This is a genomic window from Qipengyuania oceanensis (assembly GCF_009827535.1).
Classification (GTDB): domain Bacteria; phylum Pseudomonadota; class Alphaproteobacteria; order Sphingomonadales; family Sphingomonadaceae; genus Qipengyuania_C; species Qipengyuania_C oceanensis.
On record NZ_WTYN01000005.1, the window covers coordinates 45,307 to 72,279 of the forward strand.

The following is a 26,973-nucleotide window of genomic DNA, read 5'->3' on the forward strand; positions in this document are numbered from 1 at the left end:
GGGGCAAGGTCATGCGTCTGCTCAAGCTCGTTCCCGAGAACACCAACATCCGGTTCCTGCGCTGGCGGGTGCCCTTCTATGTCGTCAGCCTGCTGCTGATGGCCGCCAGCTGGGGCCTCGTGTTCACGCAGGGCCTCAATTACGGCGTCGATTTTGCCGGCGGCCAGGAAGTGCGCGTCACCTTCACCGAGCGGGCGGAAGCGCCCATTGCGGACCTGCGCCAGCAGATCGGTGCGCTCGGCTACGGCGACCCGGTCATCCAGCGTTTCGGCGATGCCAACCAGGTTTCCATCCGCGTACCGCTGCCCGAAGAGGTCGAGAACACCCCCGGCGCGGCGACCGCGATCGGCGATCGGGTCATCGGCGAGATCGAAGGCAGCTATCCCGGGGTAAGACGGGACGGCAACGACACGGTCTCGGGCAAGGTCGCGGGCGAGTTTCGCGACAAGGCGATGCTCGCACTGCTAGCCGCGATGGCGGCGATCTCGCTCTACATATGGATCCGCTTCGAATGGCAGTTCGGCGTGGGCGCTCTGTTCGCGCTGGTCCACGACGTTTCGCTGACGCTGGGGATGTTCGCGCTGTTCCAGCTCGAATTCAGCCTGCAGATCATCGCCGCGATCCTTGCGATCATCGGCTACTCGCTGAACGACACCATCGTGGTCTACGACCGCATCCGCGAGAACCTGAAGAAGTACCGCAAGATGCAGCTGGCCGAACTGCTCGACCTTTCGGTCAACGAGACGCTGGCGCGTACGGTGATGACGTCGCTGACGCTGCTCGTCGCGCTGATCCCGCTGCTGTTCTTCGGGCCGGAAAGCCTGTTCGGCCTCGTTGCCGCGATCGTGCTAGGTATCTTCATCGGTACCTACAGCTCGATCTACATGGCCGCGCCGATCCTGATCTGGCTCGGCGTCAAGTCGGACAGTTTCGTCCCGAGCGAGAGCAAGGCCGATCAGCAGGACCGGATTGCCCGCGGCGAGGCCTAGAGCTTCCTGACGAGCATTTCGGCGACCGCGATCCAGGCGGGCGCATCGACCACCTGCTGCTTCTGCCCGGAGCCGGGCGGCAGCACTCCTACGAGTGAGCCCTGCCGGTCGATCAGGCGCCCGAAGGCGAACCGCCCGCCGGTGCGCGGCACTAGCACGTCGCGGTTGATCGCACGACCGGCGTCTGCCGGATCGATCTGGCGCAGCCACAGCTGGTCGCCGGGGCGAAATTCGCCGACGCTTTCCTCGATCGTCAGCACGACCAGCATTCCCTCGCTGCCGAGATCGGTGGCGAGGATCGCGTCGCGCGGGGTGTCGAGCGCCTCGGGCCCGGCGGCGTAGAGCTGCGCCACGACCTGCGGGTGGCCTGCGCTTTCCGAGCGAACCAGTACCTCGGCATCGACGCCCAGTGCATCGGCGATCCGGTCCATCCACTTGATCGACAAATTGCGCATGCCGGTTTCGAGCCGGCCGATCGTCTGCGCCGTGGTCGGCGGATCGCAGGCCTCGGCCAGTTCGGCGAGCGTCATGCCCTTCTGTTTGCGGATGTCGCGGATGCGATTGATCATCGTCGGCCCCTCGTATTCGCTCGAACAGCGAACTAACCTATCTGGTTTCTCTTTCCTACACCCGATCGGCTTTGGCAAGCGCCCGCTCCCGCCAGTGACAGGAGCCATGCGCCATGACCGACCGCCCGAACCGCCATCTCGTCGAACGCGAACTGACCAGCGAAGGGCCGCGCAGGGGCGCCGGCGGCGGGGCAAAGAAGCGCACGCGGTCGGTGACGATCAACCTCGCGGAATCGCCGCTCACCTGGTTGCACGCGCGCGGCCATTTGTCCGACCGGCAATTCGACGGGGGCGAGCGGCTGCGCGCCGATTACGAGCGCGCGCAACTGGGGCCGAGCGTGACGATGCGCTGGGACCCGGTGCGAATCAGGGGGCAGGGGGGCGAAGCGGGCCTGACGCCGACCGAACGGCAGATGGCGGCGCGCGAACGTTTCGATGCCGCGCTCGCCGAAGCGGGCAAGGGACTGTCGGACATCTTGTGGCGCGTGGTCTGCGCCGGGGAAGGTCTGCCGGCTGCGGAAAAATCGCTCGAATGGCCGGCGCGCTCGGGCAAGCTGGTTCTCAGGATCGCGCTGGACCGGGTGGCGGATTTCTACCGCATCGGCGGGTGAGGTGATTTGCTGTAATGACCGCGCTCCATGTGCTCCATCCCGACGGGTTAGCCGGTGGGGAATCCTGCCGCGCCCCTACAGGCGTTCGGAAACGAGGCGGCGCAATTCAGGCAGGACCTTGGCCTCGAACCAGGGATTGTCGCGCATGAACAGCGTGCTGCGCCATGCCGGATGCGGCAAGGGCAGGAAGCGCGGCAGAAACTCGGCATGACGCTCGATCCGTTCGCGCATGGTCCACCGTCGGGTCTGGGGCAGGTAGGCGGTCTGCGCGTAGGCTCCGACCAACAGCGTCAACCGGTCCTCGGGCAGTTCGTCCCAGATCGCCTGGTGCCACCTCGGCGCGCATTCGGGGCGCGGAGGTTTGTCGCCACCCGAGGCCTTGCCCGGATAGCAGAAGCCCATCGACACGATCGCGATACGGGCCGGATCATGCAACGTGTCGAAATCGACGCCGAGCCAGTCGGCCAGCCGCTCCCCCGCCTTGTCGTCGAAAGGGATGCCCGAGTGGTGGGTGATGCGGCCCGGAGCCTGGCCGATCACGACGATACGGCTGGTTGCCGAGAACTGGACGATGGGTCTTGGGCCGAGCGGCAGATGTTCGGCGCACACCGTGCAGGCAGCGATCCGCCGGTGAAGGCTCACCCCTCGACCAGCTCTGCGAGCTCCAGCCAGCGTTCTTCGGCCGCGTCCTTCTCGGCGCGGGCGTTCTCCACTCCCTTGGAGATGGTGGCGAATTTCTGCGGATCGGCGGTGTAGAGACCGGGATCGGCCAGGATCGCCTCGCCCTTGACGATGGCAGCTTCCAGTTCCTCGATACGGGTGGGCAGTTGCTCGTAGTCGCGCTGGTCCTTGTAGGAGAGCTTGGAGGATTTGGGCGCCGGAGGCGGGGGTGGCGAGGGCTTGGCCGCGTCGGAACCGGACGCGGCCTTGCGCTGCGTCGGCTCGCGGCGTTTCTTCGCCCAGTCCTCGTATCCGCCCGCGACCACGTCGACATGGCCGGTCCCGTCGAGCCCGAGCGTGATCGTAACTGTCCGGTCCAGGAAGTCGCGATCGTGGCTGACCAGCAACACGGTGCCTTCGTAATCGGCGATGACCTCCTGCAAGAGATCGAGAGTCTCGAGGTCGAGGTCGTTGGTCGGCTCGTCGAGCACGAGCAGGTTCGAAGCCTTCGCGAATTCGCGCGCCAGCAGCAGCCGCGACCGTTCCCCGCCCGACAGGATGCCGACCTTGGTATCGACGATGCCGGGATCGAACAGGAAGTCCTTCAGGTGCGCCTGGACATGCTTGCGATGCCCCTGGACGTCGATCCAGTCGCCGCCCTCGGCCAGCACGTCGCGGACGGTCTTGTCCGGTGCCATCAGGCTGCGTTGCTGGTCGATCATCACGCCTGTCAGCTTGTTCGAGATCGTCACGCTGCCGCTGTCGGGCTCCAGCTCGCCGGTCAGCATCTTCAGGAGCGTGGTCTTGCCCGCGCCGTTTGCGCCGACGATGCCGATCCGGTCGCCGCGCTGGACGCGGAGAGAGAATGGCTTGATGATCGTGCGATCGTCGTAGCTCTTGGAGATGTTCTCCGCGACGATGACCGACTTCGACTTGAAATCTTCTTCGGTCGCCAGCTTCAGCTTGGCCGTCCCGCCGCCCGAGATCATCGCGGCACGCTGTTCGCGCATCTGCCACAGCTTTTCGAGGCGACCCTGGTTGCGTTTGCGCCGGGCGGTCACGCCGCGCTCGAGCCAGTGCGCTTCGAGCTTCAGCTTGGCGTCGAGCTTTTCGGCAGCGCGCGCTTCTTCGGCGTAGACCTGTTCCTCCCACGCCTCGTAGCCACCGAAGCCGACTTCCTTGCGCCGCATGCTGCCCCGGTCGAGCCACAGTGTCGCGCGCGTGAGCCGCTTCAGGAAGGTCCGGTCGTGGCTTATGACGAGGAAGGCGCCGTTGTAGCGGGTCAGCCAGTCCTCCAGCCAGTCGATCGCGGCGAGATCGAGATGGTTGGTCGGCTCGTCCATCAGCAACAGGTCGGGGTCCTGCGCGAGCGCGCGTGCTATGGCCGCGCGGCGTCTCTCGCCACCGCTCGCGCCCTTGCATGGTGTCGCCATTTCGATGCCGAGCTGGCCGGCGATGGCTTCGACCTCGTGCGGCTGGGGCGGATGCTCGCCCGCTCCCTGATTTTCGGCGAGCGCCCAGTCCATCAGGGTCTCGTAGCCGGTGAAGTCGGGATCCTGCTCGAGCAGCACGATCCGCATCCCGGGCTTGACCTTGCGCATCCCGCGATCGGGCTCGATCCGGTCCTTGATGAGGCGGAACAGCGTGGTCTTGCCCGCGCCGTTGCGTCCGATCAGCGCAAGCCTGTCGCGCGGGCCGATGTGGAGGTCGAGCGGATCGCGTGTCTCGTCGCCGGGGGCGCCGCCGAACAGCCACTTGCCGCCCTGCTGCAGGGCGATGCCTTCGAGGCTGAGGATGGGGGGCTGTGCCATGGCCGCGCAAGTAGTGGCAGGAACGCTGCGGAACAAGCCGGTTCACCCGTGCGTAATCGCGCCACGTGCAGCCGCGCTGCAAACAACAGGAGTTACCAGATGATCCGTCCCGCTCTCGTATTGCTCGCAACCAGCGCCATGGCCTTGCCGGCTGCTGCCCAGGCCGCGGAAATCCAGATGCAGGTTGCCAATCCGGTTGTCGAACTGAGCATCCAGGAAATCGTCCGCAGCACACCCGACGTGGCGCAGGTTGGCGCCGGGGTGACCACGCGCGCGCAAACCGCGCAGGAGGCCGTGCGCCAGAATGCGGAACAGATGGACCGACTGATCGAGAAGCTGCGCTCGCTCGGCATAGCTCGCAAGGACATCCAGACGTCGAACTTCAACCTCAACGCGCAGTACCAGTATCGCAACGACGGCCAGCAGCCGACCTTCGTCGGCTACGACGTGACCAACCAGGTCAACGTGAAGCTGCGCGTTCTCAAGCGCGCCGGCGAGGTGCTCGACGCGCTGGTCGGGGCGGGAGCCAACAACATCTACGGTCCGAATTTCATGCTCGAGAACGACATGGAAGCGAAGGCCGTGGCCAGGAAGAACGCCTTCCAGCGCGGCAAGCTGCAGGCCGAGGAATTCGCGCGCATGGCGGGCTACCGCGGCGTGCGGCTGCTGGAGGTTTCCGAGACTTTCCAGAGCTACGGGCCGATGCCTGTGTCGGGCGACGCGATCGCGGTCAGTGCCGTGCGGGCCGAGGCCAAGACCCCGATCGAACCCGGCGAAGTCGGTACCGCCGTCACGCTCGGCGTGAAATACGAAATGGTAAACTGAAAGGTCAGGTAGCTGAACGGGAGGCGACCAGGGACATTCAGAACTTGTTCAATGGACTGCGACTAGTCACAAGGTCGTCATGAAGTCCCTCGCCGCCTTTTCTCTCGCTGTCGCTCTCGGCTTGGGCGGTGCGGTCGCGCCTGCGATCGCGCAGCCCTCGAAATCGGACCAGGGCGAAGCGCGCAAGGAAATGCGCGCCGGCAACGTGTTGCCGCTGCGCGAGATCGAGAAGCGCGTCCTGCCGAGCATGGGCGGCGCCGAATATCTCGGTCCGGCCTATGATTCGACGGCCATGGCCTACCGCCTCAAGTTCATCCGCGACGGCCGGGTGATGTACGTCGACGTCGACGCGCGGACCGGCCGCATCCTGCGCCGCAGCCGTTGATCGTCTCCACGGCGGGCTTCCCGCAAGCGGCGAGAAACTTCGTTCAGGTTGACGCGTTCATCTACATGAACGAAATGCCGCGTCCGGATATTCGGGCGCGCGAGGCAGGGGTAAAGCCTAAATGAGAATCCTGATTGTCGAGGACGAGCCCACGCTCGGCCAGCAGCTCAAGTCGACCCTCGAACAGAACGGCTACGCGGTCGACCTGTCCACCGATGGCGAGGACGGACATTATCTCGGCGCGAGCGAAGATTACGATGCCGTGATCCTCGATCTCGGTCTGCCCGAAATCGACGGCCTCACGGTGCTCGGCATGTGGCGCAAGGAAGGCCGCAAGTTCCCGGTGCTTGTGCTGACCGCGCGCGACAGCTGGTCGGACAAGGTCGCGGGCCTCGATGCGGGCGCGGACGATTATCTCGCCAAGCCTTTCCAGACCGAGGAATTGATCGCGCGACTGCGGGCGCTGATCCGCCGCGCTTCGGGCAATACCTCCTCCGAACTGACTGCCGGGGATGTCCGGCTGGACACGCGCTCCGGCCGCGTCACGCTCAAGGGCGAGCCGGTCAAGCTGACCGCGCAGGAGTACAAGCTCCTGAGCTACCTGATGCACCACAAGGGCAAAGTCGTCAGCCGGACGGAACTCATCGAACATATCTACGACCAGGATTTCGATCGTGATTCGAACACGATCGAAGTCTTCGTCACCCGCATCCGCAAGAAACTCGGCGCTGAAGTGATAACGACGATCCGTGGCCTCGGTTACAGCCTCGACGACCCCGACGAAGCGCCCCGGGCGTAACGACGCGAAGGACGCGCTTGCCGCTTCCGTGGATGCATCCGCGGGCGGCGGGGTGTCGCCGCAGAAGACGGACGGCGAACCTGCGACGCTAGGCTCGCCGCTGTCGCGCCGTGGCAGCCTTGCCAACCGGATGATGCTCATAGCGGCGGGGTGGATCGGCATCCTGCTCCTGGCCGGCGGTTTCGCTCTCGACCGGACCCTGACCCGCATGGTCGAGAACAATTTCGACGACCAGCTCGAATATCTGCTCAACGCGATGCTCGTGGTGGCCGAGATCGGTCCGGACGGCGAAGTCTATTTCAACCGGCCGATCGGCGAGCCGCGCTTTCTCGAGCCCAACAGCGGCCTCTATTACCAGATCAGCGCCGACGGGCGCGAAGGCTACTCCTCCTACTCGCTCGAACCGGCTCTCTCCCGGTCCTTGTGGGACAGTCCGCTCGAACTGCGCGGCGACCACTTCGACAACGAACCGCATTTCTACGATAGCGGCCAGATCGACAACGAGCCGCTGCGGATCGTCGAGCGCAGCGTCATCCTGCCCGACAGCGATGCGCGATGGACCTTTGCCGTTGCCTCCGCGCGTGGCGAACTGGACGCGCAGCTCGCTCGAATACGCTCGATCCTCGTCTGGAGCTTCGCGATCCTGGCGCTCGGCCTGATGATGATGGCGATGCTGCAGACCTGGTACGGCCTGTCGCCGTTGCGACGCGTACGCGCGGCAATCCAGCACATGCGCAGCAAGGGGACCAACCGTATCACCGATCCGCTGCCGCTCGAAGTGCAACCGCTGGTCGAGGAATTGAACGGCATTCTGGCGCATTCGCAGCGCCAGGCCGAAGAGGCGCGCACCCATGCCGGCAATCTCGCGCACGCGCTCAAGACCCCGCTGACGGTGCTGACCAACGCGGCTACCGCCAACTCCCCCGATCTCGGCGCGGCGGTCATCCGCGAGACCCGGACCATGCAGCGTCACGTCGATCATCATCTCGCCCGCGCTCGCGCGGTCGGCAGGCGAGCCGTGGGCCTTGCATCGACGCCGGTGTGCGAAAGCGCCGAGGCGGTTCGCCGGGCGGTCGAGCGGCTCTATCCCGAAGGCCGCTTTGACATTGCCGGCAATCGTCAGGCGCGCGTCGGGATCGAGCGACAGGACCTCGACGAGATTCTCGGCAACCTGATCGAGAACGCGGCGAAATACGGGGGCGGCAGCGTATTCGTGACGGTCGATGCGGAGCCGGCTTCAGAGGATTGCGTAATCTGGGTCGAGGACGACGGGGCCGGCATTCCGCCCGACGAGCGCACAAGGATATTCGATCGCGGCGCCCGGCTCGATACGGGCAAGCCGGGCACGGGCCTCGGCCTGGCGATCGTGCGCGATGTCGCGGAAATATACGGCGGGTCGGTCGTGCTCGACGAGAGCGAGGACCTGGGCGGCCTGATGGTCATCCTGACGTTGCCGCGCGGACCCGCCCCGGACGACGCGGACACCGGCGACGACTAGCCGCCGCGCGCGCGTTCGTGGTGGCGGATGACTTCCTCGATGATGAAACGAAGGAACTTTTCGCTGAACTCGGGATCGAGATCGGCCTCCTCCGCAAGCTTGCGCAGCCGTTCGATCTGGTTCTTCTCGCGGTTGGGATCGGCGGGCGGCAATTCCACCTTCGCCTTGTACTCTCCGACCGCCTGGGTGATCCGGAACCGTTCGGCAAGCATGTGCACCAGCGCCGCATCGATGTTGTCGATGCTCTTGCGATAGCCGGCGAGCACCGCGTCGGGCGCGGTTCGATTTTCGGGAGCGTGGGTCATGTCGCACGCTAGCTAGCAGTAATTGACGGCTTGCCAAGCGCTTCGCATGTCCCCATGGCCGTCGCCACGATGAGTGCGGATATCGTCCCCCTGCCGCAACGAAGCGACCGGCCACCGTCGCTCGACCCGATGCTGGCGCTGACGGCGCATGGCATGAACTCGGTCAACGCCGTGATTCTCGACCGGATGCAGAGCGAAATTCCGCTCATTCCGGCACTGGCCGGCCACCTGATTTCCGGGGGCGGCAAACGCTTGCGCCCGATGCTGACGCTCGCCGGTGCGGAACTGGTCGGCTACAATGGTGCGCGCCACCACAAGCTCGCGGCGGCAGTCGAGTTCATCCACACGGCCACGCTGCTGCACGACGATGTCGTCGACGGTAGCGAGTTGCGGCGCGGCAAGACGGCGGCCAATATCGTGTTCGGCAATCCGGCGACGATCCTGGTCGGCGATTTCCTGTTCAGCCGCGCTTTCGAGCTGATGACCGAGGACGGCAGCCTCAAGGTGCTCAAGATCCTGTCGAATGCCAGCGCTGTCATCGCGGAGGGAGAGGTCTCGCAGCTGACCGCCCAGCGGCAGATCGAGACGAGCGAGGAACGCTATCTCCAGATCATCGGCTCGAAGACCGCAGCGCTGTTCGCGGCCGCCAGCCGGATCGCCGCAGTGGTCGCCGAATGCGACGAGCGTCAGGAACAGGCGCTCGACGATTACGGTCGCAACCTCGGGGTTGCCTTTCAGCTGGTCGACGACGCGATCGACTACGATTCCGATGCGGCGGCAATGGGCAAGGACCGCGGCGACGATTTCCGCGAAGGCAAGATGACCTTGCCGGTGATCCTCGCCTATGCGCGCGGCGGCGAGGACGAGCGCGCGTTCTGGCGCCAGGCAGTACGCGGCGACCGGACGAGCGATGCCGACCTCGAACACGCGATCTCGCTGATCGCGCGTCACGATGCACTGGTCGACACGCGCGAGCGGGCGCGCCACTTCGCCCAGCGCGCAGTCGATGCGATCTCGATCTTCCCCGACAGCAAGGCCCGCCAGGCGATGGCGGAAGCCGCCCATTTCGCGGTCGCGCGCGGTTACTGACACCACTCGTTTCCGGAGAACACAATGCAACGTCGCCGTCTCGGCAAATCCGCCATCGTCGTTTCCGATATCTGCATGGGCACGATGACCTTCGGCAGCCAGACCGACGAGGCCGAAGCGATCCGCATCCTCGACGAATGTTTCGAGAAGGGAATCGATTTCTACGACACGGCGGAAGGCTATCCCGTACCGCCGGATGCCAAGTGGGTCGGCCGGACCGAGGACATCGTCGGGCGATGGCTGAAGACCAAGCCGCGCGATGCGATCATCCTCGCGACCAAGGTTTCCGGGCCGAGCCACGTCTGGTTCCGCAGCCCCAAACGCTCCGGCATGACCGCGCTCGACCGGCGCAACATCGTCACGGCCGTCGAGGAAAGTCTCACGCGCCTGCAGACCGACTACATCGACCTCTACCAGACGCACTGGCCCGATCACGAGCTGCCTTACGACGAGACCATGCTCGCGCTCGACGATCTGGTGACGCAGGGCAAGGTGCGGATCACCGGCTGCTCCAACGAGACGAGCTGGGGGCTGATGAAGTCGATCGCGACCGCCGAAAAGCTGGGAACGGCGCGCTACCAGACGATCCAGAACAATTTCAGCCTCAACAACCGGCGGTTCGAGGACGAACTGGCCCAGGTTTGCCGGATGGAAGGCGTCAGCCTCATACCCTATTCGCCGATCGCGGGCGGTGTCCTGTCGGGCAAGTACAACGATGGCGGCCGCCCGGAAGGCGCGCGTTTCACACGCTATCTCGGCATGGAAGGGCGACAGGCGGCGATGGGGCGGCGGTTCGTCAACGACCGTTCGCTCGAAAGCACCAAGCGCTTCGCAGAAATCGCGCAGGAAGCGGGTCTCGATCCGGTGACAATGGCGGTCGCCTGGTCGAAGCAGCACGATTTCGTCGCCTCGACCATCGTCGGCGTATCGAGCTTCGACCAGCTCGACCCGATTTTCGCCGCGGCCGATCTCGAACTCGATGCCGACACCATGAAGGCGATCGACAAGGTTTCCAGGGAAATCCGCTACCCGATGGGCTAGGCCCGCGCCCATGAGCGCGCCCGATCTGCCGATCCATGCCGTCCTGCCGGAACTGCTGGCTGCCTTGCGCGCGCGCAACGCAGCTGTGCTCGTCGCGCCGCCGGGCGCGGGCAAGACCACCGCGGTCGCGCCCGCGCTAATCGACGAGGAATGGTTCAGCGGGCAGGTGATCGTCACCAGTCCGCGGCGGGTGGCGGCCCGCGCGGCAGCCGAGCGGATGGCGCAGATGCTTGGCGAGAAGCCCGGCGAAACGGTCGGCTACATGACCCGCCTCGACAGCAAGGTTTCGGCCCGGACCCGCATCCTCGTCGTTACCGAGGCGATCCTGGTCAACCGGCTGGTCGACGATCCGGAATTGCCGGGAGTATCGGCGCTGCTGTTCGACGAAGCTCACGAGCGGCACCTCGACAGCGACCTCGGCCTCGCGCTGGCGCTGGAGACGCAGGACGTGCTGCGAGAGGACCTGCGCGTGCTGGTGATGAGTGCAACGATCGACGGCGCACGCTTCGGGCGGCTTCTCGGCGACGATGCGCCGGTAATCGAGAGCGAGGGCAAGGCCTATCCCCTGCGGATCGAGTGGCTCGGTGCCTCGCCCGACAAGCGGATCGAGGATGCCATGACCGCCGCCATCCTTACCGCATGGCGGCAGGAGGAGGGCGACGTGCTCGCCTTCCTGCCCGGCGTTGGCGAGATCGGACGCACGCGTGAACGGCTGGGCGAACGCCTGCCGGATGTCCCGATCCTGCCGCTGCACGGCCAGGTTGAGCCTGCCGACCAGCGCGCCGCGATCCAGCGCGATCCTGACGGGCGACGCCGGATCGTCCTCGCCACGGCGATTGCCGAGACCTCGCTGACGCTCGACGGCGTGTCTGTGGTGGTCGACAGCGGATTGTCGCGCCATGCCGAGTTCGATCGGGCGGCTGGGACCAGCCATCTCGTCACCGTCCGCGCGAGCCAAGCCGCGGCAGACCAGCGCGCGGGGCGTGCCGCGCGGCAGGGACCGGGCGTTGCCTATCGCCTGTGGGAACGGGGCGGCCACGCGGGGAGGCCGGCCTATGCGCCGCCGGAAATCGCGATCGCCGACCTGGTTCCACTGCTGCTTGACCTGGCCAAGTGGGGCAGCACCGACCCGGCCTCGCTGCGCTGGCTCGATGCGCCGCCCGATGCTTCGCTGCAATCGGCGCGCAACCGGCTCGAAAAGCTGGGCGCGCTCGACGCGGAGGGCAAGCTCACCGCGTTCGGGAAGAAGGTCGCGAGCCTTCCACTCGACCCGGCAGGGGCGGCCGCGATACTCTACGGGGCGCAGGCCGGCATGGCGGAGCAGGTCGCCCGGCTGGTCCTGCTGCTGCAGGAGCGCGGGCTGGGCGGGCGCGGCGAGGACCTGCTGGCGCGGCTGCAGCGCTCGAATGGCGAGCGTGGCGCAAGGGCCGAGGCAAGCCGCAAGCTCGCGGCGCGGTGGGCGAAGGCAGCGGAGCAATCAATCGAGAGGCGGGGGGATTTCGACAGCCCCGCGGTCGCGCTAGCGCTTGCGATGCCGGACAATATCGCGCGCCGTCGCGGGTCGTCGGGCGAGCACTGGATCTCGGCGGGAGGGCGCGGCTTCGTGCTCGATCCTGCAAGTTCGCTCGCCCGTGCCGAGTGGCTTGTGATCGGCGATGCGCAGGGCCAGGCGAAAGGTGCGCGGATAACCGCCGCAGCCGAGCTACTACCGACCGATATCGATCGCCATCTCGAGCGGCTGATAGAAAAGCGCTCCGTCCTGAACTGGAACGAGGCGGAGCGGCGGGTGGAGGCGCGCCAGGAGCGGGCGCTCGGCGCAATCACCCTTGCGAGCGGGCCCGACCAGTCGCCGGACGCAAAGGCCGTGACCGAAATGCTGATGGACAAGGCGCTCGAAAATCTCGCCGCGATCCTGCCGGAAGAACTGATTGCCCGCGCGCGCTTCGCGGGCATCGGGGCGCTCGCACCAGATGCGCTGGCCGAGAACGCCGAGATGTGGCTGCAACCGCTTCTGAAGGGACGCCGCGATCTCGCGGTCGGCCGGGGAAGGGCAGTCGATGCGGTGCTCGGCATGATCGACTGGGACGATCGTCAGAAACTGGACCGGCTGGCGCCACGCGAGTTCGTCTCCCCGGCGGGAACCCATCACGCGATCGACTACACCGGCGACGATGCACCAAGCGCCGAGGTGCGCGTGCAGGCGCTGTTCGGGCTGGAGCGGCATCCGTTAGTCGGCGACACGCCGCTGCTCCTCAAGCTGACAAGCCCGGCGGGGCGCCCAATCCAGTCGACCCGCGACCTGCCCGGGTTCTGGAGGGGCAGCTGGGCCGATGTCAGGAAGGATATGAAGGGGCGCTATCCCAAGCACCGCTGGCCCGAGGAACCATGGACGGAAAAACCGAGTTCGAAGACCCGGAACGCCTTCCAGAAAGGCGGCGGTTGATCTAGGGACAGCGGCACTATGGCGGCACGAATCTTCCAGAGACCACAAAGCGCGATGCAGTCCGGCAAGGCGCGGACCGACGAATGGGTGCTCGAATTCGAGCAATCCGAGGCGCGGCGCGCCGATCCACTGATGGGCTGGACCGGCAGCGGGGACACGCAGTCGCAGATCCAGCTGACTTTTCCGAGCAAGGACGATGCGAAGGCCTATGCCGAACGCTACGGTATCGTTGCCCGGGTTCACGCCACACCGCCGCACGATCTCAAGCTACAGGCTTACGCCGACAATTTCCGCTGAGCGCCGGCGGGTGAGGGCGCTGTTTCTCCCGCTGCTGCTCGCGACCGCGGCTTGTACTGCCGTTCCGCAGGACGAGGTCGCGACATCGCTCGCCGAACAGGACCTTGCCTCGCGCATGGCCGAGATCGAAGCCGCTTCCGGCGGCAGGCTCGGCGTTGCACTCCATTCGCCGGATGCGGGCACGGTCTTCCTTCACCGGGGCGACGAGCGCTTCGCCATGTGCTCGTCATTCAAGTTGGCACTGGCGGCAATGGCTCTGGAACGACCGGGCCTGCGCGACGCGCGACTGGGCTTCGGACCGGACGAGGTTCTCGGCTATGCTCCCTATGCGAAGCAGCGGGCTGCGCTCGGCTGGATGAGCGGGCTTGAGGCGGCGCGTCATTCTGTCACGATCAGCGACAACACGGCTGCCAATCTGCTGCTCGCCGAACTAGGCGGGCCGGACGGCTTCACCGCCTGGCTGCGCGGCTTCGGCGACGACAAAACGCGGCTCGACCGCAACGAGCCGGCATTGAACGAGAACGCGCCTGGCGATCCGCGCGATACGACCACGCCGCAAGCCCATGCAAAACTTGTCGCCGATCTACTCTGGGGAGATCGGCTGGCCGCGGCGGACCGATCCCTGCTCCGGGAATGGCTGGTCGAAACCTCGACCGGGATGAACCGGCTGCGTGCAGGCATACCAGACGGATGGCAGGCCGGCGACAAGACCGGGACCTGCGGCTCGGGCGCGAACGGCCAGGTCAACGACATCGCCGTATTCGAAACACCGGACGGGGCGCGCTATGTGCTGGCCGTCTATCTCGACCGTCCGTCGGGCACGACTGCCGAAGCCGAGGCGGCAATCGCACAAGCCGCGCGGGCTATCGTCGCGATGCTGCAGCAAGCTGGCGCTTGAAACACCGGCGTTTCGCGGCCATATGGCCGCCCGGGAGTCGGGTGGACGTTTGCGTTCGCTCACCGGGTCAGGTCCGGAAGGAAGCAGCCCAGGTGAATTGCGACGGGTCGCTCGGCTCCTTTTTCCTCTTTTTCGCGAGTCGTGCCCATGACATCGGGCAACCCAGCGCCTAGCTAGGGTGCATGGGCGATTCACCCGACAATCCGGACGACCTTCCCTGGGCCACCGACGAGGCGCAGGACGACACGCCGAGCGTGGCGGAGCTGGAGGCTGCCGGTCAGAATTCGATGTTCGGTGATGCGCCTGCCGAGGCTGCTCCGGTCGAAACGCCCGTTGCCGAGCCCGCACAGGTCGCGGCCAAGCCCCCGGTGCCCGACCAGAGTGCGCAGCCCTATCGCGTGCTCGCACGCAAGTACCGGCCGCAGACCTTTTCCGAACTGATCGGCCAGGAGCCGATGGTCCGCACGCTCGCCAATGCGATCGCGCGCGACCGGCTGGCCCATGCCTTCCTGATGACCGGCGTGCGCGGGGTCGGCAAGACCTCGACCGCAAGGCTGATCGCCAAGGCGCTCAACTGCATCGGCCCCGACGGGCAGGGCGGCCCGACGATCGACCCCTGCGGCGTCTGCGAGCCCTGCGTCGCGATAGCTGAGGGCCGCCATATCGACGTGATCGAGATGGACGCGGCGAGCCACACCGGCGTCGACGACGTGCGCGAGATCATCGAGGCGGTGCGTTATTCGGCGGTTTCGGCGCGCTACAAGATCTACATCATCGACGAAGTTCACATGCTGTCGCGCAACGCGTTCAATGCGCTGCTCAAGACGCTGGAAGAGCCGCCGCCGCATGTGAAATTCCTGTTCGCGACAACCGAGGTCGACAAGCTTCCGGTCACCGTCCTCAGCCGGACACAGCGTTTCGACCTGCGCCGCATCCCGACCGATCTGCTGCGCCATCACTTCGCTGGCATCTGCCGCCAGGAAGGCGTCGAGGCGGAGGAGGAAGCGCTGCAGATGATCGCAGCTGCGGCGGAAGGGTCGGTGCGCGACGGGTTGTCGATCCTCGACCAGGCGATCGCGCATGCCGATCTCGACACCGACGGTACCGTTACGGCGGCGCGGGTGCGTGACATGCTCGGCCTAGCCGACAAGGGTGCGCAACGGCGGCTGCTGGGCACGCTGCTGGATGGCGATGCCAGGGCGCTGCTGTCGGGGATCGACGAGCAGTACTCGCTCGGCGTCGAACCGCTTGCGCTGATGCGCAGCCTGATGGACCTCACGCACCGGATCGCGCTGGCGCAGGTCGGCGATACCGAGCCCGAAGCGCCGAGCCCCGAAGAACGCCAGGCGCTGCAGACATGGGCAGATGCGCTCTCGCCCGGGCAGGTTCACCGGCTGTGGCAACTTCTGCTGAAGGGCTACGACGAAGTGCGCATGGCGCCCGATCCGCTGGTTTCTGCGCGGATGGCGCTGATGCGCGTGCTCCACGCCAACGACCTGCCTGATCCGGGCAAGCTTCTGAGACGCATGGAGGAACTGGCCGAAAAAGGCATATCGACGGCCCCGGCATCGAACGGCGAGGGCACGGCCGTCACGGCACCTGTTGCTGCGCTCGACTGGGCGCAACTGGTCGACCAGGTCGAACATGCAGGGCAGCACCGGGCCGCTGCGGTCATGCGCTTTCAGCTCCGGATCGTCGAGCTCGACGTCGGCACGCTGGTCTACGCGCGTTCGGGCGAGTTCACCGACGATGTCGCACCGCTGCTGCGCGAGGCGCTTACCGCTGCCACCGGCCGCCGCTGGCAGGTCGAAGAGCGGGCCGGCGGGGATGGCCGGCCGACACTGGTCGAGCAGGCAGAGGCGAGCCGCGATGCGGAAAAAGCCCGGATGCTCGAGCACCCGCTGGTAAAGGCGGCATTCGAACACTTTCCCGACGCCGAATTCGTCGAAGACGGCGATGCGCGCGGGGCAACGAACTGGAGACATTCGGCATGAAATCGATGGAAGAGATGATGGCGGCCGCGCAGAAGGCAGCCGAGACGATCCAGAGCCAGATGGGCGAGGCGCAAGCCAGGCTCGACTCTCTCGAGGTCGAAGGGCAATCGGGCGGTGGTCTGGTCAAGATCCGGTGCACTGCCAAGGGCCGCATCCTGTCGGTCGCGATCGACGACAGCCTGATGGTGCCCGCTGAAAAGCAGATGCTCGAGGACCTCGTCACCGCCGCCTTCAACGATGCGCGCGGCAAGGCCGACCGGGTCGCCAATGACGAGATGCAGAAGATCCAGTCGGGCATGGGCCTGCCGCCCGGATTCAATTTGCCCGGAATGGGGTGAATGCGTTACGCTGTCGCCAAGGAGAGACACCATGGCGACAGTGATGAACGATAATGCGCACGGTTCGGACGCGGATGTTCGCAGCAAGGTCAGCGACGAGGAATGGCAGGTCCGCGTCGACCTTGCGGCAGCCTACCGGCTGGTCGCGCATTACGGCTGGGATGACCTGATCTTCACGCACCTGTCGGCCCGCGTTCCGGGGCCGGAGCATCACTTCCTCATCAATCCCTACGACATGATGTTCGACGAGATCACCGCCTCGAGCCTGGTCAAGATCGACGTCGAGGGGCAGCCGGTGATCGAAACCAGCCATCCGGTGAACCCGGCCGGCTTCACGATCCACTCGGCGCTGCACATGAATTGCGACGATGCGCACGCCGTGATGCATGTCCACACACCTGCCGGACAGGCCGTCAGCGCCATGGAATTCGGTCTGCTGCCGCACACCCAGACCGCGATGATCGCGGGGCACGACATCGCCTATCACAACTACGAAGGTATCGCGACGGACCTCGAAGAGCGCGAGCGGCTGGTCCAGGACATGGGCGACAAGCACGTCATGATCCTGCGCAACCACGGCACTCTCGCGATCGGCGAAACGGTCGGGCAGTGTTTCCTGCGGCTCTATTTCCTGGAGCGGGCCTGCGATGCGCAGGTCAAGATGCTAAGCGCCGGGCGCGAAAACCTGAATACGCCGCCGCAGGGCACGCCCGAAAAGGTCAAGGAACAGACCCGACCGGAAGGAATGGGCGTGGTCGCGGACCGTCTCGCCTGGCCTGCATTGCTGCGCAAGCTCGACCGGATGGACCCCAGCTTCCGCACCTGATCTGCCGCACCGCGAAATGAAATGGCCGCCGCCCGGTCCCGCTTCTGGCGGGGAAGGCAGCGGCCAGTTCGACTGAGCGAAGACCAGGTGTGTCGGCGTCAGCCGACCTCTTCGATGTCGAAGTCCATGTTGCGTTCGCCGCGCTTGGCGAGGTCCTTTTGCCAGCTCTTGAATTCCCCCTGGCTCAAGAGATAGCGCCAGCGTGCCTCGTCGAAGGTGATCAGCTTGTCGCGTACGGCGCGCACGACCTCGGCCTTGCGGCTTGCGGTCCAGTTCACGTCGTAGCTCTCGGGCAGCTTCACGCGCGCATCGAATGCGCCCTTCTGCGGGATCCGGGCTTCGGGTAGTTGCGACTCGGGTACTTTATTTTCGGACATGGTTGGGTTCCTCTGCGATTTTTGCCCCCACCATTTCCGCAATCTTGCGGATAATACTTAACTTCGCACTGAGCCTTGCGGTGAATCCGGATTAAGCCTGTTTTTCGGGACGAACCGTTTTCGAGGGAAAAGACGCGCACTCGTCCACAAACCCGGCAGTGCCCGGCGTTGCAGGCGGGACGGCTCGTCCCCATATTCCGTCTCGAACACGAATTGCGGCCCGCAGCGCCGTTCAGGAAACCGATTATGCAGACCTTCCCGCTCCTTCCCCTTCGCGACATCGTCGTCTTCCCCGGCATGGTCGTTCCGCTCTTCGTCGGGCGCGACAAGTCGGTCGCCGCCCTCGAAGCGGCGATGGAAAGCGACAAGGACGTGTTTCTGCTCGCGCAGCTCGACCCGGGGTGCGACGATCCCGAGCGCGACGATCTCTACGATACCGGGGTCATCGCGCAGGTCCTGCAGATGCTGAAGCTGCCCGACGGGACGGTTCGCGTCCTGGTCGAGGGCAGCGGGCGTGCGCGCGTCGAAGCCATGCGGGCCGACGGTGACCTCGTGCTCGTCGATGTCGAGCCGCTGGATGCCGAGACCGCTTCCGGCAGCGAAGTCACCGCGATGATGCGTCAGGTGGTCGAGCAATTCGCCGATTATGCCAAGCTCAACAAGAAGCTGGGCGAGGGCAGTCACGAGGACTTGGGCGAGATCGACGATGCCGGCCAGCTGGCCGACGCGGTTGCCGCCGCGATCCAGACCAAGGTTTCGGACAAGCAGGCCCTGCTTACCGAGCGCAATCCGCTGAAGCGGCTCGAAATGGTCCTGTCCTTCATGGAGGGCGAGCTGTCGGTGCTGCAGGTGGAGCGCAAGATCCGCGGCCGCGTAAAGCGGCAGATGGAGAAGACGCAGCGCGAATATTATCTCAACGAACAGCTGAAGGCGATCCAGAACGAGCTCGGCGGTGGTGACGAGGAAGATGGCGACGAGATCGCCGAACTGCAGGCCAAGATCGATACGCTCAAGCTTTCGAAGGAGGCAAAGGCCAAGGCCACGTCCGAGCTCAAGAAGCTCAAGACGATGCAGCCGATGAGCGCCGAGGCGACCGTCATCCGCAACTATCTCGACGTACTGCTCGACCTGCCGTGGGGCCAGAAGAGCCGCCTGAAGCGCGATATCGCGAAGGCCCAGGAAATCCTCGACGAGGATCACTTCGGGCTCGAGAAGGTCAAGGACCGGATCATCGAATATCTCGCGGTCCAGGCGCGCACTAACAAGCTGAAGGGGCCGATCCTGTGCCTCGTTGGGCCGCCCGGCGTCGGCAAGACCAGCCTTGGCAAGTCGATCGCCCGTGCAACGGGCCGCGAATTCGTGCGGCAGTCACTTGGCGGCGTGCGCGATGAGGCGGAAATCCGCGGCCACCGGCGGACCTACGTCGGCTCGCTCCCGGGCAAGATCGTCACCAATCTGCGCAAGGCCGGAAAGTCGAACCCGCTGTTCCTGCTCGACGAGATCGACAAGCTCGGCCAGGATTTCCGCGGCGATCCGGCATCGGCGCTGCTCGAAGTTCTCGATCCGGAGCAGAACTCGAAGTTCCAGGACCACTACCTCGAACTCGATATCGATCTCAGTGACATCATGTTCGTCACCACCGCGAACAGCCTCAACCTGCCGCAGCCGCTGCTCGACCGGATGGAGATCATTCGGCTCGAAGGTTACACCGAAGACGAGAAGGTCGAGATCGCGACCCGCCATCTCCTGCCCAAGCAGGTCAAGGACCATGGGCTCAAGGTTGGCGAGTTCGAGCTGACCGAAGCGGGCCTGCGCGACCTCATCCGCTATTACACCCGCGAAGCGGGCGTCCGCACACTCGAGCGCGAGATTGCCCGGCTGGCGAGGAAGGCCCTGCGCAAGATCCTCGAAGGGTTGGCGACAAGCGTCACCATAACCCCGGAAAACCTCGGCGACTTTGCCGGCGTCCGCAAGTTCAAGCACGGCATGAGCGAGGACGAGGCGCAGGTCGGCGCGGTCACGGGTCTTGCCTGGACCGAAGTCGGCGGCGAGTTGCTGACGATCGAGAGCGTCACCACGCCCGGCAAGGGCGAGATCAAGACGACCGGCAAGCTCGGCGAAGTGATGAACGAGAGCGTCGCGGCAGCCTTCAGCTTCGTGAAGGCGCGAGCGCCCGCCTATGGCATCAAGCCCTCGCTCATCCAGCGCAAGAACATCCACATCCACTTGCCCGAAGGCGCGGTGCCCAAGGATGGCCCCTCGGCCGGGATCGGAATGGTCACCTCGATCGTCTCGACGCTGTCGGGTATTGCTGTGCGTCCCGACGTGGCGATGACCGGCGAGGTCACGCTGCGCGGTCGGGTGCTGCCGATCGGCGGATTGAAGGAAAAGCTGCTCGCGGCGCTGCGCGGAGGGATCAAGACGGTCCTCATTCCGGAGGAAAACGTCAAGGATCTCGCCGACATCCCGGCGAACATCAAGGAAGGCCTGGAGATCGTGCCGGTCGCGCACGTCGACGAAGTGCTCGAACGGGCACTGGTTGCCATTCCGGCACCGATCGAATGGACCGAAGCGGACGATCTCGCCAGCCAGCCGGTTCACGGATCGAGCGGAGATGGATCGCAGCCCACCGCTCACTGAGCGAATGCTGCGCCGCAGCGACTCGGGTTCCATGCGATCTCGGCAAAAAGGTTAGTTGCACGGTAAGGGGACCGCGCAGCCGCCACGGGTGAGCTTTTTTCGTTTCAATCGGCCCATTTCGAGCCGAATCGAGCGCTTTTCGCCCTCTTGCCCTTGAACTCCCAGACAAAAGGTTCTCAATTCCTAGCCCATTCGGCGAGGCGATTCACCGGACAACCATTCACATGCTTACCAAGGGGGATTTCCCAGGATGAACAAGAACGACCTGATCAGCGCGGTTGCCGATGCGAGCGGCCTTTCCAAGAGTGACGCGTCGAGCGCGGTGGAAGCCGTCTTCGACACCATCACCAGCTCGCTTTCCAAGGGCGACGAAGTGCGGTTGGTCGGCTTCGGGACGTTTTCGGTTGCTCGTCGCAAGGCGTCGACCGGGCGCAATCCGCGTACCGGCGAGCCGATGACGATCAAGGCATCGAACCAGCCCAAGTTCAAAGCCGGCAAGGGTCTCAAGGACTCGGTCAACTGAGCCACGACAAGGCGCAGTCGCTTACGCCTCGCGACTGCGGATAGATCAAGCCCCGCTCGCCCTATGGGCCAGCGGGGCTTTTTCTTTGGGTGCTGAAGGTCAGGCGGAGGGGGGGCGCGTCGCGACGGCGTAGAGCGCAATGGCGGCCGCGTTCGAGACGTTGAGGCTCTCGATCGCATCGCCGATCGGCAGCCGTGCCAGCGCATCGCAATGGCCGGCGATGTTGTGGCGCATGCCTTCGCCCTCTGCACCCAGCACCAGCGCGACCCGACCCGCGGGCAGGGCAGGCGCGAGGTCGGTGTCCGCCGAACCGTCGAGCCCGATCCGCCAGAAGCCGGCCTCGGCCATCTCCTCCATCGCGCGCGCCAGATTCACGACCCGTACCCACGGCACTACTTCCAGCGCGCCCGATGCGGATTTTGCCAGCACGCCGCTCTCGGGCGGCGCATGCCGGTCCTGGGTGACGATCGCCGCTGCGCCGAAGGCCGCCGCGGAGCGCAGGATGGCGCCGACGTTGTGCGGGTCGGTGACTTGGTCGAGCACGATAAGCGGGCCGTCCGATCCGGCGATCGCCTCGTCGAGATGCACGTCCTCCAGTGCCGCACATTCCAGGACGAGGCCCTGGTGGGGCGCATCCTTGGCTACCAGCCGGGCGAGATCGGCGACGTCGGCGTATTCCACCGGAAAGTCGGGCGGCAGTTCGCCATCGAGAGATGCAATGCCCTCGCGTGTCGCCCAAAGCTTGCTGTGGCTGCGCACAGGGTTGTTGAGCGCCGCTTCCACCGGGTGACGCCCCCACAGCCGGACCTGGCCGGTGCTGGCACGGCCGCTGCCGCGCCCGCCTTTCATCCGCCCTGCGCGTCCGCGCAACGCGCGTTTCCGCTCGCCTTTTGCCATCTGTTTCCTCTTGGACGTCCGTTCGGGGCCGCTGTGCCAGTGCAGCCATTGACAGGCAAGCGCACCTTCGCCATGGGGTCGCCTCTCGGCAGCGAGACCCGTGTCTGACGGGTCACTTTCATTCGCTCGACGGCATCGTGGACAGGTGGCCGAGTGGTTAAAGGCAGCAGACTGTAAATCTGCCCGCGCAAGCGTACGCTGGTTCGAATCCAGCCCTGTCCACCATTGCCGCGCATACCGGAGAGTTTCAGCGGCTGTCGATCCGATTTGCTTCGCGAGATTTTGGTTAGTTGGCATATCTAGTGCCAGTGCCACACAATCTGTCAGAATATCACAGTTTGCTGGCATTTCCCTGAAATTCCGCGAGTTCCGCGGCGCACATTCAATACGCGCAAACCAAATAAAGGTGCTGCCAACTGGTGCCCGCGATCCTCCTTTGTCCGCGCCTGTTCTCGACGTCGCCAAAGTACCTGTTCCCAGTGATCAGTGAGGCCGGCCGCTCTTCTGGCGACGGCCGCAACCTCGCCCGACATTCCCGGCAAAGAACGCGGTAGCCAAATTGTACTTACACATCGCTGCCGACTTTTGCTAAGCGCTGCGGTTCGTCTACAATGCTCCGCGCTATAGGCAACGCGATATGGACGGTTCTTTCGTTGAATAGCTTGATCTAAGACAAAAAAAGTAATTAACTCGGCTTGATGAGACGCGATTGCCTTCCTGTAGCATTGGGATTGATCGTTATTGCCTGCGCTGCTCTTGCTCTCGCGAGTGAAGGCATCTCGGCTTTTCGACCGGAATCCTACGCAGCGAACCTGTACGTCATGCTGTCTGCTTGGGTTCTCTACGAGATCGGTCCTTTCGTTCATTCGCTTTACATCGTGCGTCCAGAGTCACCCTTCGCGTATGCAAAGGAGTTCATCGTCAGGCGCAGGCATCTCTACCGGGCGGGGCTGCCCTACATTGCAATGATCGTGGCGTTCATGCCGACCTTCTCGGCGGTTAAGTCGGCAATCCCGCTGTTCAATCCTTACTCATGGGATGCGACTTTCATCGCGTGGGACCGGGCCATCTTCGGGACCGATCCTTGGCTGCTTATTCAGCCGATCTTCGGCAACCCGCTCGGCACAAACCTGCTCGCGAGCGTTTACCACCTGTGGTTCCTGTATCTCTCTCTAGGGGTCGTGTATTTTACAGTCTATTGCACTTGCGAGAAGGTCCGTCGGCGCTTCTTGACCAGCTACGTTGCGATTTGGGCGGTTATCGGCATGGTCTGTGCGACCGCGTTCTCCTCAGTCGGCCCCGCCTTCGTGAAGCCGATACTCGGGATGGATACCTTCGACGCGCAAATGGCCTACCTGAGATCCGCGCCCGGTCCCGCGATCGACGCGGTTCGCGATGTGCAGGATGTGATACTTTACTGGTATTTTAGCGGGCAACACGGCCTCGGCAAAGGCATCTCCGCCATGCCGTCGATGCACGTTGCACTTGCGACTTTGATGTGGTTGGCATTTCGCCGGACTTCGAAGTGGATGGGACGGGCAACCTTTGCAGCTTTGGTGCTAATTTCTCTCGGATCCGTGCATCTGGCCTATCATTACGCTTTGGACGGCGCTGTCGCCTTCGTTCTCACCTTGGTCATTTGGAGACTGTCCGGTGCTAGGGTAGCGCTTGGCTCGGTCAGTGGGGGTCAAGAAGGCTTGAGGAGAGAAGGCCCCCAAACGTTTTAAGGCTCCCGTACAGATGATCTGAATTTACGTTGGAAGCAGCCGAATTCTTTGCGGCATCTGAATGACTAGTTCGAGTCTCGCTGCATCTCGTGAAGCTTGCGCAATTGCATACTAGCAACGTACAAATGCTCGACTGATCCATTCTCGATTTTCGATGGACCAAATGTGTCAATTCGATAGCGGGCCGTTCGCTGCAACCAGAAAACTTAAGATTGGCATGAGAAAGTCGAGCTGACATTCGATTTTTATCTGCGTTTAAATTGACGAAAAGCAGTTCGAGTTTATCATCACTTGTATCGGGATGGCCCGGTGTTCTTACGTTACATTGGCTAGCCGGTCGACTTCAGTCCACGATATTCGAAAGATACCTTGGGCACCTCAATTCGCGTTGAAGTATGTAGCATCCTCACTCTGCGGCAGCAAAAAGACATAGTCGCGTTAACCATGAGTTCGACTTTTCGTGCGAAAGAGGCGAATAGGCGTCAACAGCGATCGGGCGGGCGGTAATGCGACCGAGCGACGAGAAGACCAGGGATGCGATGAAGAACTACGTTACCCAGCCCCATTGGTCGAACTTCGACGACATGTGGTTGTCGAATTACGACGATGCCAATTACGGTAGCAGTCTCAGCGCGCTCGTGCTCGGTCGCACCCATTCACTCATCGAGAAGGACAATCGGCTCGAGCCTCGTTATCCTACCGTGCTCGAAATTGGCGCGGGTACGATGGCGCACTTCAACTCGGTCAGGCACGATTTCGACCGCTATATCGCCTCGGACGGGAGCCCTGGTGTCGTGGAATGGCTGAAGCAACACGAGTGGGACCCACGCGTAGAAGTGCTTCAGGTCGAGGGCGCGACGCTACCATTCGACGACGACAGCATCGATCGTCTCATCGCGACCCACGTTCTCGAACATGTGAACGACCCAGTCGAGGCGCTTCGCGAATGGACCCGAGTCCTAAAGCCCGGCGGCGTGCTATCACTTATCCTCCCCTGTGATCCGGGCGTCCTGTGGCGGCTTGGGCGCGTTCTGGGGCCTCGGAAGCAAGGTCTCAAGGCAGGCCTTCCCTACGACTATTACATGGCGATCGAACATCGCAATCCGATCCACAATCTCCGGCACGTGGTCGGTTTCCATTTTCCAGAACGGACCGAGAAATGGTGGCCACTCGGTATCGCCTCACCCGATCTCAACCTCATATACGGCGTCAACTGCTACGTTTGACGTCGGTCTGCGCCGGGAAGAAACGACATCCAGATCCGCTATATCTTGTCTGCCGGACGTACCGGCACGGTGTTTCTCGAGAGGCTGATCAATCGGCAATTCGGAAACGGCACCGCCTAGCATGAGCCGGCGATTACCAGGTGGCAGATGATGCTCGCCAATATGCGTAACGACTGGGGCGTAGGCGGCGACCTGCTACGAAACCTCTTCTACCACTCTCCCGATCGCAGGCTAGCAGCCTGTGGCGACGATTTCGTCGATATCAACCCTTTCCTCTGTCCGACGACCGACTTGCTGCCCGAAAACGGCAAGAGGCTAAGGGCAGTTCACATGGTCCGCGAACCGGGCGACTGGATGATTCTCATCACCAACTACCCTCTGTCTTCGACATACCCGGACGTGGTGCGCGAAACAGTTGATCTTGTGTCAAAGATGTTGACGCTACGCAGGCCGCTCTGGCTGGATGCGCTTGATTTACTTGAGCGTGCTAATTCTTCGCATAGCAATCGGCGGCTGGACCAAGACGTAAATGAACGCATTCGCGGTGAGTTGGCGTCGACACATGGCTACTAGGCGCATCCTTTTCAGGACCCTTGCCGCGCTCGTGGTCAGCGGAGTGATGCTGTCGATCCTCCTCTCGCTGGCTGACCTAGACTGGCGCGATTTCTCAAGGATCGACATCGCGGGATTTGCTCTCGTCGTTGTCTTCCATGTCCTGGTACTGGTAACGCGAGGGTGGTTGATGGGCCAGTTGTCGCAAAAGGGCGAGGACGGTTCTGCCCGTCCTCTGGCTTGGGTGCATCTCGCAGCCCGGCACCAGTTCATCTTTACGGTTCTGCCGACAGGGCTAGGCGACCTGTTGTTTCCGGCTCTCGCGAAACGGCTGGTCGGCCGCACGGCCACAGAAGCGTTCTCGGTCATCGCACAGGTTCGCTCCAGGGATCTAATCGTGCTGATCACGCTCGCCTTGGGGGGCAGCCTTATTATCACAGGAATCGAATGGGCCGCTGCGGCTGTGGCGTTCTTGGCGCTCCCTGTCCTTTTCTATGCGGATAAGTTTTTTCGTTTGGCCCTGCATCTGGTTCGCAAATCACTGGCAGACGGAAAGCTGGCGAGTTTCCTGGAAGCGATCGCCTCGTCCGAACCGCCTGATTCATTCTCCCGGTTCAGGCTTACGGTTGCGAGCATCCTGGACTGGTTTTTTGTCATATGCAGCGTTCTTGCAACTTTCGAGGCCATCGGCGAGCCTGTGCCGGTGGGGGTCGCAATGCTGTTCCTTGCCGGGATCAATTTGTTCGGTGCGCTGGCCATTTCGATCGGTGGCCTAGGCGTATCGGAGACTGGCGGCGCGGCAGCACTTGTATTGGCGGACCGTACGGTGAAGAACGCCACCGCCCTGTCGCTGCTGGCAAGGCCCTTGCTGCTCGTCTCAATGCTTTCAGCAAGCCTGATGATCGACCTCATCCTGACAAGCGCGAAACTTTTTGGACGCCGATAGCTCAGTCTTGGTCTGGCGAGGTCTTTACGATCCGTTTCTGCAAGACGGTCAGGCTGCTTGCCCTGGCGTTCATCGTCTGGTTGGGATTTTTAGAGATATCGTAATGCAGGAATGACAGCAGAAGCTGGAAGCCGACCAGAACGGGCGTCACGCTCAGCATGACGGTACCCGGCGTCGCCGGCGTCCCCGTACGCCAACTCTCGATCCATTCGGAAATGCCGAAGGCCAGCCCGAACGTCAGCAACAATAGGCCCGCGAGCAGGCTGAGCGAAGCGACGTCAAAATTGCGCAGCAGGTAATTGTAGATTACTCGCTTCGTAAAGTTGCGAAGGTGGAGCAATGGGAATGTGAGCATCGAGTGCGTAATGCTAAGATTGCTTTTCTCCTCGCCATAGATTGCTTCCATTGGCTGGTCGATGACGAGCGCACCGAAGATATTAAGACGGAACAGAAGGTCTGATTCGAAGAAGTATCTCTCGTGGATTTTGTGGAGTGGCAGGATTTGAACTGCATCGGCGCTGATGGCGGTAAAACCGTTGGTAGGATCGGAGATGTTCCAATAGCCCGATGAGAGGCGTGAAAAGAATGTAAGGCCAGCGTTTCCCGCGAGGCGCAAGAACGGCATGGGGGACTGTCAGGATTTCCGTGTGTGGGCGGGCGGTTAAACATTACGCCGCCATGGCCTTGATGAAGCGTTCGCCGAAGAT

Annotated in this window: 27 protein-coding genes, 1 tRNA gene and 1 other RNA gene; 22 read left to right on the plus strand and 7 right to left on the minus strand. The window is 63.7% G+C overall.

What is annotated here, in order from left to right:
* Positions 1–11 precede the first annotated feature (11 nt).
* Positions 12–989 (plus strand): protein translocase subunit SecF, encoded by a 978-nt coding sequence (secF, locus tag GRI48_RS13410; RefSeq protein ID WP_160677318.1) that lies wholly within the window; start codon positions 12–14, stop codon positions 987–989.
* Here the strand turns inward: secF and GRI48_RS13415 are convergent.
* Positions 986–1,558, minus strand: a complete 573-nt coding sequence (locus tag GRI48_RS13415) for a helix-turn-helix domain-containing protein (protein WP_160677321.1) — start codon at positions 1,556–1,558, stop codon at positions 986–988. The genes secF and GRI48_RS13415 overlap by 4 nt on opposite strands.
* A gap of 113 nt (positions 1,559–1,671) precedes the next feature.
* On the opposite strand from GRI48_RS13415, the gene GRI48_RS13420 reads away from it, so the two are divergent.
* Positions 1,672–2,169: a DUF6456 domain-containing protein gene (locus GRI48_RS13420; RefSeq protein ID WP_160677324.1), complete on the plus strand. Its 498-nt coding sequence runs from the start codon at positions 1,672–1,674 to the stop codon at positions 2,167–2,169.
* A gap of 75 nt (positions 2,170–2,244) precedes the next feature.
* On the opposite strand, the gene GRI48_RS13425 is transcribed toward GRI48_RS13420, so the two are convergent.
* Entirely contained in the window at positions 2,245–2,811 is a 567-nt protein-coding gene (locus GRI48_RS13425) for a uracil-DNA glycosylase family protein (RefSeq protein WP_337190840.1), read from the minus strand.
* Entirely contained in the window at positions 2,808–4,640 is a 1,833-nt protein-coding gene (locus GRI48_RS13430; RefSeq protein ID WP_160677327.1) for an ABC-F family ATP-binding cassette domain-containing protein, read from the minus strand. The genes GRI48_RS13425 and GRI48_RS13430 overlap by 4 nt, the downstream gene beginning before the upstream one ends.
* Before the next feature lie 99 nt (positions 4,641–4,739).
* On the opposite strand from GRI48_RS13430, the gene GRI48_RS13435 reads away from it, so the two are divergent.
* From GRI48_RS13435 to GRI48_RS13450, 4 genes are all read left to right on the plus strand, one after another.
* On the plus strand, positions 4,740–5,465 hold the full coding sequence (locus tag GRI48_RS13435; RefSeq protein ID WP_160677330.1) for an SIMPL domain-containing protein: 726 nt from the start codon (positions 4,740–4,742) through the stop codon (positions 5,463–5,465).
* A 79-nt stretch (positions 5,466–5,544) separates the two neighbouring features.
* Positions 5,545–5,850, plus strand: coding sequence for a PepSY domain-containing protein (locus tag GRI48_RS13440; protein ID WP_160677333.1), 306 nt, complete (start codon positions 5,545–5,547; stop codon positions 5,848–5,850).
* Positions 5,851–5,971: 121 nt separating this feature from the next.
* Positions 5,972–6,649, plus strand: a complete 678-nt coding sequence (locus GRI48_RS13445) for a response regulator transcription factor (RefSeq protein ID WP_160677335.1) — start codon at positions 5,972–5,974, stop codon at positions 6,647–6,649.
* A gap of 130 nt (positions 6,650–6,779) precedes the next feature.
* On the plus strand, positions 6,780–8,147 hold the full coding sequence (locus tag GRI48_RS13450) for a sensor histidine kinase (protein WP_160677407.1): 1,368 nt from the start codon (positions 6,780–6,782) through the stop codon (positions 8,145–8,147).
* Here GRI48_RS13450 and GRI48_RS13455 read toward each other — a convergent pair.
* Complete coding sequence (locus GRI48_RS13455) at positions 8,144–8,452, minus strand: chorismate mutase (RefSeq protein ID WP_160677338.1); 309 nt, start codon at positions 8,450–8,452, stop codon at positions 8,144–8,146. The genes GRI48_RS13450 and GRI48_RS13455 overlap by 4 nt on opposite strands.
* A 69-nt stretch (positions 8,453–8,521) precedes the next feature.
* Between GRI48_RS13455 and GRI48_RS13460 the strand changes: the two genes are divergently transcribed.
* The 9 genes from GRI48_RS13460 to GRI48_RS13500 all read left to right on the plus strand — a co-directional run bounded on the left by GRI48_RS13460 (position 8,522) and on the right by GRI48_RS13500 (position 17,378).
* A complete protein-coding gene (locus GRI48_RS13460) occupies positions 8,522–9,541 on the plus strand; it encodes a polyprenyl synthetase family protein (protein WP_160677341.1) in 1,020 nt (339 codons plus the stop codon).
* Between the two features lie 24 nt (positions 9,542–9,565).
* A complete protein-coding gene (locus tag GRI48_RS13465; protein ID WP_160677344.1) occupies positions 9,566–10,582 on the plus strand; it encodes an aldo/keto reductase in 1,017 nt (338 codons plus the stop codon).
* A 10-nt stretch (positions 10,583–10,592) separates the two neighbouring features.
* A complete protein-coding gene (hrpB, locus tag GRI48_RS13470; RefSeq protein WP_160677347.1) occupies positions 10,593–13,025 on the plus strand; it encodes an ATP-dependent helicase HrpB in 2,433 nt (810 codons plus the stop codon).
* An 18-nt stretch (positions 13,026–13,043) separates the two neighbouring features.
* Positions 13,044–13,322 carry an ETC complex I subunit gene (locus GRI48_RS13475; RefSeq protein WP_160677350.1) on the plus strand — a complete coding sequence of 93 codons (279 nt, stop codon included), beginning with the start codon at positions 13,044–13,046 and terminating at the stop codon, positions 13,320–13,322.
* 10 nt (positions 13,323–13,332) lie between these two features.
* A complete protein-coding gene (bla, locus tag GRI48_RS13480) occupies positions 13,333–14,220 on the plus strand; it encodes a class A beta-lactamase (protein ID WP_160677353.1) in 888 nt (295 codons plus the stop codon).
* A gap of 30 nt (positions 14,221–14,250) precedes the next feature.
* Positions 14,251–14,345, plus strand: an RNA gene (ffs, locus tag GRI48_RS13485) — signal recognition particle sRNA small type.
* 57 nt (positions 14,346–14,402) lie between these two features.
* On the plus strand, positions 14,403–16,214 hold the full coding sequence (locus GRI48_RS13490; RefSeq protein WP_160677356.1) for a DNA polymerase III subunit gamma/tau: 1,812 nt from the start codon (positions 14,403–14,405) through the stop codon (positions 16,212–16,214).
* Complete coding sequence (locus GRI48_RS13495; protein ID WP_160677359.1) at positions 16,211–16,552, plus strand: YbaB/EbfC family nucleoid-associated protein; 342 nt, start codon at positions 16,211–16,213, stop codon at positions 16,550–16,552. The genes GRI48_RS13490 and GRI48_RS13495 overlap by 4 nt, the downstream gene beginning before the upstream one ends.
* Positions 16,553–16,583: 31 nt before the next feature.
* Complete coding sequence (locus GRI48_RS13500; RefSeq protein WP_237451974.1) at positions 16,584–17,378, plus strand: class II aldolase/adducin family protein; 795 nt, start codon at positions 16,584–16,586, stop codon at positions 17,376–17,378.
* Positions 17,379–17,476: 98 nt separating this feature from the next.
* Here GRI48_RS13500 and GRI48_RS13505 read toward each other — a convergent pair whose 3' ends face one another.
* Positions 17,477–17,755, minus strand: coding sequence for a DUF1153 domain-containing protein (locus GRI48_RS13505; RefSeq protein ID WP_160677362.1), 279 nt, complete (start codon positions 17,753–17,755; stop codon positions 17,477–17,479).
* A 246-nt stretch (positions 17,756–18,001) separates the two neighbouring features.
* Between GRI48_RS13505 and lon the strand changes: the two genes are divergently transcribed.
* Both lon and GRI48_RS13515 read left to right on the plus strand, forming a co-directional pair.
* On the plus strand, positions 18,002–20,395 hold the full coding sequence (gene lon / locus GRI48_RS13510; RefSeq protein WP_202389371.1) for an endopeptidase La: 2,394 nt from the start codon (positions 18,002–18,004) through the stop codon (positions 20,393–20,395).
* 250 nt (positions 20,396–20,645) lie between these two features.
* Positions 20,646–20,918 carry an HU family DNA-binding protein gene (locus tag GRI48_RS13515; protein WP_160677365.1) on the plus strand — a complete coding sequence of 91 codons (273 nt, stop codon included), beginning with the start codon at positions 20,646–20,648 and terminating at the stop codon, positions 20,916–20,918.
* A gap of 99 nt (positions 20,919–21,017) precedes the next feature.
* Here GRI48_RS13515 and rlmB read toward each other — a convergent pair whose 3' ends face one another.
* Positions 21,018–21,815, minus strand: a complete 798-nt coding sequence (gene rlmB, locus GRI48_RS13520) for a 23S rRNA (guanosine(2251)-2'-O)-methyltransferase RlmB (RefSeq protein ID WP_160677368.1) — start codon at positions 21,813–21,815, stop codon at positions 21,018–21,020.
* Positions 21,816–21,954: 139 nt separating this feature from the next.
* On the opposite strand from rlmB, the gene GRI48_RS13525 reads away from it, so the two are divergent.
* From GRI48_RS13525 to GRI48_RS13545, 5 genes are all read left to right on the plus strand, one after another.
* Positions 21,955–22,040 (plus strand) — tRNA-Tyr (locus tag GRI48_RS13525).
* A 506-nt stretch (positions 22,041–22,546) separates the two neighbouring features.
* Entirely contained in the window at positions 22,547–23,542 is a 996-nt protein-coding gene (locus GRI48_RS13530) for a phosphatase PAP2 family protein (protein ID WP_160677371.1), read from the plus strand.
* 506 nt (positions 23,543–24,048) lie between these two features.
* Positions 24,049–24,768: a class I SAM-dependent methyltransferase gene (locus GRI48_RS13535; RefSeq protein WP_202389372.1), complete on the plus strand. Its 720-nt coding sequence runs from the start codon at positions 24,049–24,051 to the stop codon at positions 24,766–24,768.
* 147 nt (positions 24,769–24,915) lie between these two features.
* The gene (locus tag GRI48_RS13540) at positions 24,916–25,341 is read left to right on the plus strand and encodes a hypothetical protein (protein WP_160677374.1); all 426 of its coding nucleotides are present in this window, start codon (positions 24,916–24,918) and stop codon (positions 25,339–25,341) included.
* Positions 25,331–26,266, plus strand: coding sequence for a lysylphosphatidylglycerol synthase domain-containing protein (locus tag GRI48_RS13545; RefSeq protein ID WP_272916769.1), 936 nt, complete (start codon positions 25,331–25,333; stop codon positions 26,264–26,266). The genes GRI48_RS13540 and GRI48_RS13545 overlap by 11 nt, the downstream gene beginning before the upstream one ends.
* A gap of 1 nt (position 26,267) precedes the next feature.
* Here the strand turns inward: GRI48_RS13545 and GRI48_RS13550 are convergent, their stop codons facing one another.
* On the minus strand, positions 26,268–26,891 hold the full coding sequence (locus tag GRI48_RS13550) for a glycosyltransferase family protein (RefSeq protein WP_160677380.1): 624 nt from the start codon (positions 26,889–26,891) through the stop codon (positions 26,268–26,270).
* Between the last annotated feature and the right edge of the window lie 82 nt (positions 26,892–26,973).

What these genes read in the sequence shown, in the direction of transcription:
- secF (WP_160677318.1), top strand. Translation starts at nt 12, where the DNA reads ATGCGTCTGCTCAAGCTCGTTCCCGAGAACACCAACATCCGGTTCCTG.
- GRI48_RS13415 (WP_160677321.1), bottom strand. Translation starts at nt 1,558, where the DNA reads ATGATCAATCGCATCCGCGACATCCGCAAACAGAAGGGCATGACGCTC.
- GRI48_RS13420 (WP_160677324.1), top strand. Translation starts at nt 1,672, where the DNA reads ATGACCGACCGCCCGAACCGCCATCTCGTCGAACGCGAACTGACCAGC.
- GRI48_RS13430 (WP_160677327.1), bottom strand. Translation starts at nt 4,640, where the DNA reads ATGGCACAGCCCCCCATCCTCAGCCTCGAAGGCATCGCCCTGCAGCAG.
- GRI48_RS13435 (WP_160677330.1), top strand. Translation starts at nt 4,740, where the DNA reads ATGATCCGTCCCGCTCTCGTATTGCTCGCAACCAGCGCCATGGCCTTG.
- GRI48_RS13440 (WP_160677333.1), top strand. Translation starts at nt 5,545, where the DNA reads ATGAAGTCCCTCGCCGCCTTTTCTCTCGCTGTCGCTCTCGGCTTGGGC.
- GRI48_RS13445 (WP_160677335.1), top strand. Translation starts at nt 5,972, where the DNA reads ATGAGAATCCTGATTGTCGAGGACGAGCCCACGCTCGGCCAGCAGCTC.
- GRI48_RS13450 (WP_160677407.1), top strand. Translation starts at nt 6,780, where the DNA reads ATGATGCTCATAGCGGCGGGGTGGATCGGCATCCTGCTCCTGGCCGGC.
- GRI48_RS13455 (WP_160677338.1), bottom strand. Translation starts at nt 8,452, where the DNA reads ATGACCCACGCTCCCGAAAATCGAACCGCGCCCGACGCGGTGCTCGCC.
- GRI48_RS13460 (WP_160677341.1), top strand. Translation starts at nt 8,522, where the DNA reads ATGAGTGCGGATATCGTCCCCCTGCCGCAACGAAGCGACCGGCCACCG.
- GRI48_RS13465 (WP_160677344.1), top strand. Translation starts at nt 9,566, where the DNA reads ATGCAACGTCGCCGTCTCGGCAAATCCGCCATCGTCGTTTCCGATATC.
- hrpB (WP_160677347.1), top strand. Translation starts at nt 10,593, where the DNA reads ATGAGCGCGCCCGATCTGCCGATCCATGCCGTCCTGCCGGAACTGCTG.
- GRI48_RS13475 (WP_160677350.1), top strand. Translation starts at nt 13,044, where the DNA reads ATGGCGGCACGAATCTTCCAGAGACCACAAAGCGCGATGCAGTCCGGC.
- GRI48_RS13490 (WP_160677356.1), top strand. Translation starts at nt 14,403, where the DNA reads ATGGGCGATTCACCCGACAATCCGGACGACCTTCCCTGGGCCACCGAC.
- GRI48_RS13495 (WP_160677359.1), top strand. Translation starts at nt 16,211, where the DNA reads ATGAAATCGATGGAAGAGATGATGGCGGCCGCGCAGAAGGCAGCCGAG.
- GRI48_RS13500 (WP_237451974.1), top strand. Translation starts at nt 16,584, where the DNA reads ATGGCGACAGTGATGAACGATAATGCGCACGGTTCGGACGCGGATGTT.
- GRI48_RS13505 (WP_160677362.1), bottom strand. Translation starts at nt 17,755, where the DNA reads ATGTCCGAAAATAAAGTACCCGAGTCGCAACTACCCGAAGCCCGGATC.
- lon (WP_202389371.1), top strand. Translation starts at nt 18,002, where the DNA reads ATGCAGACCTTCCCGCTCCTTCCCCTTCGCGACATCGTCGTCTTCCCC.
- GRI48_RS13515 (WP_160677365.1), top strand. Translation starts at nt 20,646, where the DNA reads ATGAACAAGAACGACCTGATCAGCGCGGTTGCCGATGCGAGCGGCCTT.
- rlmB (WP_160677368.1), bottom strand. Translation starts at nt 21,815, where the DNA reads ATGGCAAAAGGCGAGCGGAAACGCGCGTTGCGCGGACGCGCAGGGCGG.
- GRI48_RS13535 (WP_202389372.1), top strand. Translation starts at nt 24,049, where the DNA reads ATGCGACCGAGCGACGAGAAGACCAGGGATGCGATGAAGAACTACGTT.
- GRI48_RS13540 (WP_160677374.1), top strand. Translation starts at nt 24,916, where the DNA reads ATGATGCTCGCCAATATGCGTAACGACTGGGGCGTAGGCGGCGACCTG.
- GRI48_RS13545 (WP_272916769.1), top strand. Translation starts at nt 25,331, where the DNA reads ATGGCTACTAGGCGCATCCTTTTCAGGACCCTTGCCGCGCTCGTGGTC.
- GRI48_RS13550 (WP_160677380.1), bottom strand. Translation starts at nt 26,891, where the DNA reads ATGCCGTTCTTGCGCCTCGCGGGAAACGCTGGCCTTACATTCTTTTCA.